Below are 11,238 nucleotides of genomic sequence, written 5' to 3'. Positions count from 1 at the left end.
CGCGAAACAAACCCCTGGCCCCTGTAACCTACGCAATGGCAAACTCCCCACCTTTTACCAGAGGAAAAATGATGCTGATTGGCTATGTCAGGGTGTCAACAAATGACCAAAACACCGATTTACAACGGAATGCCTTGCAGAGTGCAAATTGTGAACAGATTTTTGAGGATAAAATCAGCGGTAAGACCAGCGAACGACCAGGCCTAAAGCGGGCGCTCAGGACGTTAAAAGAAGGCGATACTCTGGTGGTGTGGAAGCTGGATCGGCTTGGCCGCAGCATGCGTCATCTGGTCATGCTCACTGAGGAGCTGCGTGAACGTGGAGTCAATTTCCGTAGCCTGACGGACAGCATCGACACCAGCACGCCGATGGGGCGTTTTTTCTTTCATGTGATGGGCGCCCTGGCGGAGATGGAGCGTGAATTGATCGTTGAACGCACGCGAGCGGGCCTCTCCGCTGCGCGAGAGAAAGGACGCATTGGTGGGCGGCGGCGCATTATGACGCCGGACGTCGTGGAGCGGGCAAAAAGAATGCTGACGAACGGCGCCACACGTTACCAGGTGGCGCTGGTGCTGGATATTTCTGTCAAAACCCTGTATCGCTATCTTCCAGTCAACGCCGCTAAACCCACCGATCACAGTAGTAACTAACAGGAATAAGCGATGTTATTTGCCGTGCGCTTTTACGATCGTGCCGACCGGGCTGATATCCGTAAAATCTATATGGACGCTCATCTACAGTGGCTGGAAAGCGTCAGGTCAGGCGTACTGATTGCGGGCTCCCTCAGAGAGCATGCCACGGCCCATCCCGATGATGCGTTATGGATTGTGGAAGCCGCATCCAAAGAAGCCGTTGAAACCCTCCTGAAGCAGGACCCGTTATGGCAAGAGGGGCTGCGTCAAAACGTGGATATCCGGCTCTGGAGCAAGGCTTTTGACAGCCCTGTTACCTTGTAAATTATCGCCGTTGTTTAGCCACGCGCCAGCAAACCGCAATCGCATGCATCCTTTCTGCTGACCTGACACTCTGAGCACACCCTCAACACGGAGTGCTACAGATGTCTGATTTTCATCACGGTGTCCGCGTCGTCGAAATTAATGACGGCACACGCACCATCTCGACTGTTTCAACCGCCATTGTTGGCATGATCTGCACCGCAGAAGATGCTGATGCAACGGCGTTCCCTCTTAACACACCTGTTCTGCTGACCAACGTGCAGGCGGCCATCGGCAAAGCCGGTACCCAGGGCACCCTGGCGGCCGCGCTGCAGGCGATTGCTGACCAGGCGAAGCCGGTAACTGTCGTGGTTCGCGTAGCAGAAGGCGCGAGTCAGGCGGAAACCACCTCTAACCTGATTGGCTCGACAGACGCGAACGGTAAATACACCGGCATGAAGGCGCTGCTCAGCGCGCAAACTCAGCTGGGTGTTAAGCCACGTATTCTGGGCGTGCCAGGGCTGGATTCGCTGGAAGTGGCGACCGCGCTGGCCAGCATTGCGCAGCAGCTGCGTGGCTTTGCTTACGTGTCCGCCTGGAACAGCAAAACCATCTCTGATGCCATGAAGTACCGCGAAAACTTCAGCCAGCGTGAGCTGATGGTCATCTGGCCAGACTTTATTGCCTGGAACACCGCGACCAGCAAATCTGAAATGGCTTATGCCACCGCACGTGCGCTGGGCCTGCGCGCCAAAATTGACAACGATATGGGCTGGCATAAAACCTTGTCCAACGTGGGCGTCAATGGCGTAACCGGCATCTCTGCAGACGTTTTCTGGGATCTGCAACAGACTGGCACCGATGCCGATCTGCTGAATGAGAAGTGCGTCACCACGCTAATCCGCAAAGACGGCTTCCGTTTCTGGGGCAACCGTACCTGTAGCGACGATCCGCTTTTCGCGTTTGAGAACTACACCCGTTCAGCGCAGGTGCTGGCCGATACCATGGCGGAAGCGCACATGTGGGCCAACGATAAACCGCTGACGCCAGTGCTGGTACGCGAAATCATCGCCGGCATCAACGCGAAGTTCCGTGAACTGGTCAGCGCTGGTTATCTGCTGGGTGCGAACTGCTGGTACGACGAAAGCGCGAACGATAAAGAGAGCCTGAAGGCGGGCAAACTGTTTATCGATTACGACTACACACCGGTGCCCCCGCTGGAAGATCTGACGCTGCGTCAGCGCATCACTGATACCTATCTGGCGAACTTCGCCGCATCCGTAAACAGCTAAGGAGCCGGATAAATGGCACTGCCACGTAAACTCAAGGGGTTAAACCTCTTTAATGATTCAAACAGCTATCAGGGCATTGTAACCGCCGTTACGTTGCCGAAGCTGTCACGCAAGCTGGATACCTATCGAGCAGGCGGCATGAACGGCGCCGCGTTTATCGATAACGGCCTGGACGATGCGGCGCTCGATATGGAGTGGACGCTGGGCGGTATGGATGAGCTGGTACTCAGCCAGTGGGGCGCAACGGCCAACGTTCCGTTACGTTTTACCGGTTCTTATCAGCGCGATGACACCGGCGAAGAGATTGCCGTTGAAATTGAAGTGCGCGGTAAGCACCAGGCGTTTGACTTCGGTGAAGCCAAGCAGGGTGAAAACGCCGAAACCAAAGTCACCAGCAAAAATACCTATTTCAAACTGACCTGGAATGGCAAAGAGCTGATTGAAATCGACACCGTCAACATGGTGGAGAAGGTCAACGGCGTCGATCGTCTGGAACAGCGCCGTAAAAATCTCGGCCTGGTGTAATAACAAAGGCCAGCGCGTTCTGCGCTGGTCCCTCTTGATTGAGATGGAGAAAAAATGGAACAGCTGGATAAGCCGGAACAGAAAGACAACCTGGTGGTGCTGGAAAGCCCGATTTCACGCGGTGATGTAGTGATCGCCCAGATCGAGCTGGTCAAACCGAACGCCGGCGCACTGCGCGGTGTACGACTGGCCGAGCTGGCCTCGTCCGATGTGGATGCGCTGTTGATGGTGCTGCCTCGCATCACGATGCCTTCGCTGACCAAAGCGGAATGCAATGCGCTGGACCCGGTTGACCTGATTGCCCTGGGCGGCAAGGTGATTGGTTTTTTGTCAGCGAAATCGGCCACGTAAGCTGGCCCCGCGATATGACGGTCAATGATCTGATGGCCGATATTGCCAGCGTTTTTCACTGGCCCCCCTCAGAAATGTATCCCATGTCGCTGGAAGAGTTACTCGACTGGCGGCATAGAGTGATGATCCGCAGTGGAGTAACCTCAGATGAGTAACACGCTCAAGCTGCAAGTGCTGCTGGAAGCGGTTGATCGGGCGACGCGCCCGTTCAGTGCCGTGCGTAAAGAAACAGAAAAACTGTCTGCGGATATCCAGGAAACGCAGGACCACCTGGATGCGCTCAACGCTAAATCCGCGCAGATTGAAGGGTTCCGTGCGACGCGCAAAGAACTGACGCTGACCCAGCAAAATCTTAAAAATACCCGGGCAGAAGCGGCAGCACTCGCCATTCAACTAAAAAACACCCAAAACCCCACCGCGGAACAAACGCAGGCGCTGGATAAGCTGCGTCAGTCGGCTAACGCGCTGCAGCAAAAAAACATCCAGCTGCGTCAGTCGGTACAGGAGCAACGCCAGGCGCTGAATGACGCCGGGATTTCCACGCGCCGGTTGAGCAGTGAGCGCCGGAAGCTGAACCAACAAGCCGAGCAGACGACATCCACCCTCAATGCGCAGGGTCAGTCCATGGATCGGCTGAATCAACGTCAGGACAAGCTCAACCGCATACGCGATCGCTACCGTGCCGGCATGGCGCTGGCAGATAACGTGCAAAGTGCCAGTTCGAAGGCCAAAGACTTTGTTGAGAAGGGCCGAAAAGTCATTGATGACTTATCCCCTGGCGACGCGAATAACGGCAAGGAAAAATCGGGTGGGCAGGGCGCAGGCGATATCACTGAACTCAACAAGGCGATGGCGAGTATAGGCCCGGTGGCAAAACAGGCGGGGCTTAGCGTCGGTCAGACCGCGGCCATGATGGGCGTTCTGGCAGAAAACGGCATGACGGGCAGCCAGGCCGGTGCTGGCGTCAGCGCCATGTTGACGCATGTTCAGGCACCGGACGCCAGCGCAGACAGCGCTCTGAAAGCGTTGAATGTGCAAACCGCTGACGAACAGGGCAACAACCAGCCCATTTTCGCGGTGCTCGGTCAGGTACAGGCGGCGTTTGAGAAAAATAAACTCGACGCAGCTCAACAAGCCGCTTATCTGCAGGCCATTTTTGGTGAACAGGGTGCCGCCCCTGCCGCAGTGCTGATGAAGGGCGCAGCCAGTGGCCGACTGGATCAGCTGTCTCAGGCGCCCGCTGCCCAGCCGCCAGCCGCAGACGCGTCGGTTGATACCAGCCTGCAGGCTATCACTCAGGATGGCTTGTCCGTACAGTCCGTCCTGACCGGCGTCATGAATATCAATCCCCAGCTCTCGGACAGCCTGCTGACGCTGGCGGCCGGTGGGCTGACGTTGGTGGATTCACTGGCCAGCGTGGGGAACATTGCCTGGCCCGTCATTAGCGGGCTGAGCACCATCATGGCGGGTGTGGAGCTGCTGGGCAGCGCGTTTGCCATCATCGGTGGCGCGATTACGGCCACGCTGGGGGCGATTACGCTACCGGTGGTCTTGCTTGGCGCGGCTATCGCGGCGGGCGCCATGTTGGTTTACCAGTACTGGGAACCGATTAGCGCTTTTATCAGCGGCGTTGCTGAAGGTTTCAGCGCGGCGATGGGACCGATCAGCGACGCGTTCGCGCCGCTGAAGCCGGTATTTGACTGGTTCAGTAACAAAGTGTCCGAGCTGGGCGCCTGGTTCTCGAAGCTGCTGGAACCCGTGAAGTTTTCTCAGCAGGAACTGGCTTCAGCAGGTGAGATGGGACAGCGCTTTGGCAACATGCTGGCGACAGCACTGAAATTGCCTGGTGAAGCCCTTAACCAACTGCGGGGCGGCATTGACTGGGTACTGGGCAAACTTGGCATCATCGATGAGAAATCTGACAAGGTGAAAGACAAGCTGCCACCGCCCAAAATGCGCGAGCAGGATGACGAGGATGAGGATAACGCGGATGCCCGTCCGGCCGCATCGCGCGCCAGCCTTAACAGCACGCTCAATCAGCCTTTGCCTTCGGTTAACAATTCAAACGTGGATAACCGTCAGCACACCGTAACCAACAACATCTATGCGACAGGAGACCCCCAGGCGATTGGACAGGCCGTTGCACAGTATTCCACGGCATCGCCGTGGTCCACGGCTGATAGCAGCTATAACTCCATGTTTAGCCGGGATTAATTCACCATGATGATGATATTAGGCATGATGCCGTTTGTACGGCAAACCCTTCCCTTCGACAATCTGAAGCATGACGTGGGCTATCGCTGGGCAAAAAACAGTCGCGTAGGGCGACGTGAGTCGACCCAGTTTTTGGGTGCCGGTGACGATAAAATCACCCTGTCTGGCGAGCTCCGGCCTGAAATCACCGGCGGCAATGTCACGTTGCTGGCACTGAAGGCGATGGCCGATGAAGGCCTGGCGTGGCCGCTGATTGGCGGCAATGGCATTATTTACGGCATGTTTGTCGTAACAGATTTCTCGGCCACGCATACCGAATTCTACAGCGACGGCAGCGCGCGCAAGATAGGCTTTACCCTCAACCTGTTGCGGGTAGACGATTCATTGACCAGCATGTTCGGCGACTTAAAAAGGCAGGCGGAAGAACTGCAAAACCGGGCCAGTGACGCAGCGCAACGGGTGGGTTCTGTCATCAACAGCGTTACCTCTGCGCTGAGCGGAGGGCGCTGAGATGAGCGATATCGCCCCGATTCCGGTGCCTCTGCGCGTTGCGCCGACGCCGGACTTCAATATCAAAATTGAGACGAAGGATAAAACGGAAGATATTCGCCCACGGCTGATTTCTCTGAAGTTAACGGATAACCGTGGCTTACAGGCCGATCAACTGGAGCTGACGCTGGACGACAGCGACGGCCAGTTGGTCATGCCGCCTTTTGGCGCAAAAGTCGCCCTGGAGATTGGCTGGAAAGGACAGCCGCTTGCAAATAAAGGCATCTACCTCATTGATGAGGTCACCTACCGGGGCGCGCCGGACACGATAACGGTGGTCGCCCGAAGCGCCGATTTTAGCGGTTCGCTCGATGTTAAAATCACTGATTCATATCCAGACATGACGGTTGGCGAGGCCGTGGAAAAAATCGCGAAACGTAATAACCTCAAGTGGAAAGTTTCGCAGGAGATAGCTAAGAAAAAGATTAAGCACCTCGATCAAACACAGGAAACGGACGGCACATTTATTACTCGTCTGGCTATGCTGGTTGGCGCGGTGGCGACAATTAAAAAAGAAATGCTGCAGTTCTTTGCCCCCGGGCAGGGCGTGACCGTGAGCGGAAAGCCGATTTCACTCCTGAATCTGAACCGACAGGATGGCGATAAGTATGAGTACAAATTGTTTAAGCGCGACGATTACAGTGGCGTAGAAGCAAAATGGTACGATCAGAAAAAGGCGCAGCAGAAAGGGGTAACCGTCAACACGATACCGCCAGCAACACCGGCGGTGAACCCTGTCCATCCCGCGGCCAAAAACATCCCCACAATCGGGCAACAAGACCCGGGAAAAACCTATGTTTTTGGCAGCAATAAGAAGCTGTATGTACTGAATACGCACTTCAGTAGCCAGGAGGAAGCAGAGGAGGCGGCTAAGGCAAAGTGGCAGGAACTGCAACGCAATCGGGCTACGCTGAAGATCCTACTGGCGCTGGGTGCTGCGGAGTTGATTCCTGAAACGCCGGTCAAAGCTCAAGGTTTTAAATCGGTCATCGATAATCAAAAATGGCTGATTACCAATATCGTGCATACCCTCGATAAAAGTGGCTTTACCACCCAGTTGAACCTGGAGCTGATGACTGAAAACGTGGACTACATCTTAGTAGAAAATCAAGCGGGTTAGATTAAGTCTAATTATTGTTGCTTTTTGTTTAGTCTTTGGCTAATGTTGCACTATGCCAGAGAGGAGAACAACTATGATGCATTGCCCAAAATGTCAGACCGCCGCCCATACGAAAAGCAGCCGTTACGTTTCGAAAGAGACGAAAGAACGTTATCACCAGTGCCAGAACATTAACTGCAGTTGTACCTTTAAAACCCTGGAGAGCGTATCCGGGATTATCGTCGAACCGGCGCAGATTAATACCGTGCCGGTGATGGCGAAAGGCAGCAATAACCCGTCACCGCAGTTGCTGTAAGCCCAACCCGCGAAAGCGGGTTTTTTTATGGCTGCGGCCCGGATGGGATCGCTGGGAGATCAGGCTGAAGGCCAGCGAGCCGTTGACGTTTAAGGGCGCGACAGCGGCCTCTGGGAGTTCTGTTAATAACTGTACGGTGGTGAGGGCCGGGGCCCTTGGGGACACTGGCAATTACTGTACGGAATAAAAAGATTTTACTGATATGAGTCAGGCAAAACAGGCTTCCGGTGAAGAGAGAAAAAGCGTGGCGATTTTCGCCAGAAGAAAACGCAGGGGTGATAAAGTATTTTGGTACTAAGAGTAAGTCCGCGCTGGGATTTGAATTCGGTATGCGAATTCCCTTCTTCCAAAGGGAAGAAGGGAAAGGGCCGGAATTAATGAACGCTATCTGTAAGTTTGCTATCGATCATCACCAGCCCCGACGCTGTTTGCACAAAACGCGGCGCGGTTAAGTCATCAGTCATGATGTTAATCATCTGGAATAACAAGCCGGTGATGTGTTTCTGCAAGTCTGTAGAAGCCGGCTGATTCAGAAACACTAACGTCAATGCGCTGCAATATTGCCGCATCTCTTCCGAATCTATCGAACAACCGCGGCGACAGGCTTTGTCATTACCTTTCTCCAGCGTGAGGCGTTTAATCAGGTGTTCTGGCAGTGGCTTGTCTAACAGAACTTTCAAGACTTCCAGTGCAGCGAGCAGACGGCCGCATAGTGCCATACGAGCGGTGATATCGTGACATTCAATCAGGGCATCCACATAGCGCACGCACGTATACAGCACCTGAAACAGATCGTGCGTGGTGCCAAGCGGCGTTTTCAAGAGGTTTGAGATCGCAGATTCGATAACTGGCTGAATGTCCAAGATTTGATGATGGGCGGTTGTGTTACTATCGGTGTTAGCCATAGCGTTGTTCCTTTAGAGTGAACGTTGTGGTCAGACGCTCCGGTATGTGTTGCTGCACTGCCGGGGCGTTGCTCTTACAAAAGGCCTCATGTTAGTGTGGTCTTTTATGAGGTTAAACTGAGGGAGTAGGTGGCCACATGTCAATAATAATGCGTGAAAAAAAACCAAAAGGTGGAGGCAAGTCTCCACAATTTAAAATGCGCATTGATCCGGCCTTGAAAAAACAGCTCGATGCGGTTGCAACTGAAGAAGGAATTAGTCTGGCAAGCTGGCTGAAGAACCTGGCGAGAGAGGCATTAAAGGCAAGGGGAATTGAGCCGGAGGGGTAATTTGTGCGTGAAATATTGAGTTAATTATATGTGTGGTAAATGAAAAAAAGCTAAATTTCGCTATTGTGAAGTTTTTAATTTGGCCATTACAAGTTTGATAAAATAGCTGAGGCTTTGATGGAGTTGTGAGTAAATGAAGCTTTTTATTGTATGGTTACTGCAATCTTTTTTCTATCTTGTACCGATTATAGTCAGTGTTGTTGGTGCTTATTTTATTGTGCGATTCGTTCCATTTTACCCAATGGGGTTTGTGGTTGTCTGGGTCGGTATCGTTGCTTATCTTTATGTAAGATACAGTAAGTGGGTTTAACCTCAACCGTATAATCTTTTTCATGGCGATTTTCAAAACACCATGAAGTTTCAATATTTATCTGTAATATGATGTTCAGTGAATCGGGACTTACCCATATTGACTTGCTCAAAGTAAATAATCAGGATGTAAGGTCCTTATAAATGAATGAGCAATCTAAGTTGTACGCTTACAAGATTAGCTATGAGATAACATTCAAATAAAATAATATTGCCAGAAAGAAGAGCAGACTACGATAATGGACGAGACAGAAAAAGCAGTACTCGATCTTGTTGAGACTTACAATGGTCGAAGCATATTTACCTTTAAGCGGTATCCGCTCAAACATAATACCGATCTTAATGAAGATTTTCGAATGGACCCGTTAGATGCCTATGATTTAATAGAGGAATTCACAGAGAAATTTTCGATTAATTTAGATGAAATCAATTTCACTCGCTATTTTCCTGAAGATAATGGCAAAGCAGAAAAGGCGTTGACCATTCAATTACTGATTGACTCGGCCCGAGCAGGTCACTGGACGGATGAAGAAAAATCAAAAACAGAAAATACCTTACCCTCAAACTCAGACAGGAAAATAATGAAAAAGGGAAAAAATAAGACGATTTATATTTTAGCAGTCATTATATGTTTTCTGATTCTTCCGGAAATAATGGTTCGTACACTAACCCCAGAACAACTCGTCAGACTCAGCGATTTCACAAGCCTGGGCGGGATTTTTAGCCATCTCCTTTCGTTAATGTTTTTTCTCGGTATAACATCGATTTTGCTGGGCATTGTCGCTATCTGTCTGGCAAAAAAAATCTACCGATATTTTGTCAGGTTAAAAAAATAGCATACCTGCTGTACGCTCTGTATGCGTTACCAACGCACTGAGAGCAAAATTTTGCCAAAGCTGAAAACGTTGAGCGAAAGCAATCCAGGAAAGCGTATAGGATCTGCGGACCTGTTTTACAGTGGCTGGTCCGCGCAAACTCATGGGGGAAATGTGAGTAGGTCAAAGTGTGCCATTCTTAGCGTAATGTGAGGTGTAATACGTTATTCCGCCCTTGCAGGATGCGGACGAGTTGGGCATCGCCATGGAGAGCGAGAAAGCGCTACTGGAGCAATGGAGAACCTACCGCGTGGAGACCTTAACGGCACCGGATATTAGTTGGCCGGGAAAGCCTAAACAGAAACATCCCCGTTACAGCGGGGACTATCAGGAAAATTTTAGAGGCGGGAAGGCTTAATTTTGCCATTCAATCATCTCATCCAGCCGTTTTAAAATATCTGGGAAGTAGCTCTCATTGATGCCGAAATCACCTTTCACCTGAGCGCTGTCAGCATGCGCTTCAGGACGAAGGTTATATTCAATAATTACACCCTCTTCGCCGGTTACTTTCCTGATTATCATATTCAGTTGATGGCACTGGCTTTGAAACTCGAAAGGCTTTATCTCACGTTGAGCAATTAAAGCGTTATGGTGCGCTGCAAATTGCTCACGTAGTTCCAGTAGCTCACCTACCGTAAATTCAGTTTGAAACTGTGCTTTCAGGCCAGGAACAGAAAATTCAACAAAAGATTTTATCCAGTCCCAGCGATGATGTTCAGGGTCAATGTCGTTATCGACCACTCTTTCAAAAGGAGAAACCGTAAACGTAAATTTCTCGTCTTTAATATCAAACATTGATGCGTTCCTGTCGGTTTTTAAAAATACATAAAGTGGGTGATTGTCCAGTCGGACTCTCTTACCACAACTTCGAGTGTGTATTTTTTATACTCAGTAGTGGCCTTCTTACGATAAAGCTTGTACATCTCAATTTCGTATCTGTACAGGCCTTTAACTTTCCGGGGATCGGCCGTTCGCTTACCAAAACGAATAGCTTTTTCCTGAATATGTAAAGGAACATACCGATCCGTTTCATACATGTGCTTAGCAGCCGTTTCGGTCATTTTCAGGTTGCGTACAGATAAGCCGAGTTTAAACCGGGCGCGCAAAAATGAAATCGTTCCCTGGCCAAGCTTTGCTGTAATGGCTGTTCGCGTACCCGCTTCAAATAAAGCACGGCCAGTGCGGAGAATGCGGAAAACACCAAAAGCAATCAGTGCAATATCAGTGGGATCGAACAACGGCGTTTCAAGCGGAGCCTCTTCAAGCCGGACAAAATGGCCCTGTGCATCATAAATTTGCCAGAGGCCGGGAGCCTGAGCCACGGTGTAGCCGATACACATACCGCTTGTTTCATCAAGCACCGGCTGAGCATTGCGTGGTAGATGTTGTGGCCGAAGCTCAAAAAATTCTCCGGGGGGCAATCTTGACTCAAAAGTGTAATACCGTCCAGGTTCCTGTCTTTCTGCTCTTCCTGAGATCATTCTCGTTCCCTCTTTTTGATGATGGCTGCTCATAGTGCCACAGGAAGGCAAAGCGATC

15 protein-coding genes and 1 pseudogene are annotated in these 11,238 nt (G+C 51.4%); 13 read left to right on the top strand and 3 right to left on the bottom strand.

Annotation, left to right across the window (positions count from 1 at the left end; all coding sequences use genetic code 11):
• Nucleotides 1-71 precede the first annotated feature (71 nt).
• From RAC65_RS18430 to RAC65_RS18385, 10 genes are all read left to right on the top strand, one after another.
• Nucleotides 72-650, top strand: coding sequence for a recombinase family protein (locus tag RAC65_RS18430; RefSeq protein WP_033739914.1), 579 nt, complete (start codon nt 72-74; stop codon nt 648-650).
• A 12-nt stretch (nt 651-662) separates the two neighbouring features.
• Nucleotides 663-956, top strand: coding sequence for a YciI family protein (locus tag RAC65_RS18425; RefSeq protein ID WP_375097016.1), 294 nt, complete (start codon nt 663-665; stop codon nt 954-956).
• A gap of 101 nt (nt 957-1,057) precedes the next feature.
• Nucleotides 1,058-2,227 (top strand): phage tail sheath protein, encoded by a 1,170-nt coding sequence (locus RAC65_RS18420; protein ID WP_375097015.1) that lies wholly within the window; start codon nt 1,058-1,060, stop codon nt 2,225-2,227.
• A gap of 12 nt (nt 2,228-2,239) precedes the next feature.
• Nucleotides 2,240-2,752 (top strand): phage major tail tube protein, encoded by a 513-nt coding sequence (locus RAC65_RS18415; protein ID WP_033739911.1) that lies wholly within the window; start codon nt 2,240-2,242, stop codon nt 2,750-2,752.
• A gap of 54 nt (nt 2,753-2,806) precedes the next feature.
• Nucleotides 2,807-3,103, top strand: a complete 297-nt coding sequence (locus tag RAC65_RS18410) for a phage tail assembly protein (RefSeq protein ID WP_375097014.1) — start codon at nt 2,807-2,809, stop codon at nt 3,101-3,103.
• Between the two features lie 32 nt (nt 3,104-3,135).
• Nucleotides 3,136-3,258, top strand: a complete 123-nt coding sequence (locus tag RAC65_RS18405) for a GpE family phage tail protein (RefSeq protein ID WP_013027268.1) — start codon at nt 3,136-3,138, stop codon at nt 3,256-3,258.
• Nucleotides 3,251-5,317: a phage tail tape measure protein gene (locus tag RAC65_RS18400; protein ID WP_375097013.1), complete on the top strand. Its 2,067-nt coding sequence runs from the start codon at nt 3,251-3,253 to the stop codon at nt 5,315-5,317. Before RAC65_RS18405 ends, RAC65_RS18400 begins: the two co-directional genes overlap by 8 nt.
• A gap of 6 nt (nt 5,318-5,323) precedes the next feature.
• The gene (locus RAC65_RS18395) at nt 5,324-5,827 is read left to right on the top strand and encodes a phage tail protein (protein ID WP_033739905.1); all 504 of its coding nucleotides are present in this window, start codon (nt 5,324-5,326) and stop codon (nt 5,825-5,827) included.
• A 1-nt stretch (nt 5,828) separates the two neighbouring features.
• On the top strand, nt 5,829-6,986 hold the full coding sequence (locus RAC65_RS18390; RefSeq protein WP_375097012.1) for a contractile injection system protein, VgrG/Pvc8 family: 1,158 nt from the start codon (nt 5,829-5,831) through the stop codon (nt 6,984-6,986).
• Between the two features lie 73 nt (nt 6,987-7,059).
• Complete coding sequence (locus RAC65_RS18385; RefSeq protein WP_033739904.1) at nt 7,060-7,281, top strand: ogr/Delta-like zinc finger family protein; 222 nt, start codon at nt 7,060-7,062, stop codon at nt 7,279-7,281.
• Between the two features lie 374 nt (nt 7,282-7,655).
• On the opposite strand, the gene RAC65_RS18380 is transcribed toward RAC65_RS18385, so the two are convergent.
• Nucleotides 7,656-8,186 carry a hypothetical protein gene (locus RAC65_RS18380; protein ID WP_375097011.1) on the bottom strand — a complete coding sequence of 177 codons (531 nt, stop codon included), beginning with the start codon at nt 8,184-8,186 and terminating at the stop codon, nt 7,656-7,658.
• Nucleotides 8,187-8,323: 137 nt separating this feature from the next.
• On the opposite strand from RAC65_RS18380, the gene RAC65_RS18375 reads away from it, so the two are divergent.
• The 3 genes and pseudogenes from RAC65_RS18375 (at nt 8,324) to RAC65_RS18365 (ending at nt 10,057) form a co-directional block, all read left to right on the top strand.
• Nucleotides 8,324-8,515, top strand: coding sequence for a toxin-antitoxin system HicB family antitoxin (locus tag RAC65_RS18375; protein WP_054633078.1), 192 nt, complete (start codon nt 8,324-8,326; stop codon nt 8,513-8,515).
• A 548-nt stretch (nt 8,516-9,063) separates the two neighbouring features.
• Nucleotides 9,064-9,351, top strand: a pseudogene (locus tag RAC65_RS18370) (DUF1493 family protein); the annotation flags it as partial.
• 523 nt (nt 9,352-9,874) lie between these two features.
• Nucleotides 9,875-10,057 carry a tail fiber assembly protein gene (locus tag RAC65_RS18365; protein WP_226374748.1) on the top strand — a complete coding sequence of 61 codons (183 nt, stop codon included), beginning with the start codon at nt 9,875-9,877 and terminating at the stop codon, nt 10,055-10,057.
• On the opposite strand, the gene RAC65_RS18360 is transcribed toward RAC65_RS18365, so the two are convergent.
• On the bottom strand, nt 10,054-10,494 hold the full coding sequence (locus tag RAC65_RS18360; protein WP_367143630.1) for a hypothetical protein: 441 nt from the start codon (nt 10,492-10,494) through the stop codon (nt 10,054-10,056). The two genes, RAC65_RS18365 and RAC65_RS18360, sit on opposite strands and share 4 nt — an antisense overlap.
• A 20-nt stretch (nt 10,495-10,514) precedes the next feature.
• Nucleotides 10,515-11,213 (bottom strand): hypothetical protein, encoded by a 699-nt coding sequence (locus RAC65_RS18355; RefSeq protein ID WP_367143631.1) that lies wholly within the window; start codon nt 11,211-11,213, stop codon nt 10,515-10,517.
• Nucleotides 11,214-11,238: the final 25 nt, after the last annotated feature.

The organism is Pantoea sp. BS_8 (assembly GCF_041954965.1).
Classification (GTDB): Bacteria; Pseudomonadota; Gammaproteobacteria; order Enterobacterales; family Enterobacteriaceae; genus Pantoea; species Pantoea stewartii.
This window is presented reverse-complemented; position numbering and strand designations above follow the sequence as displayed.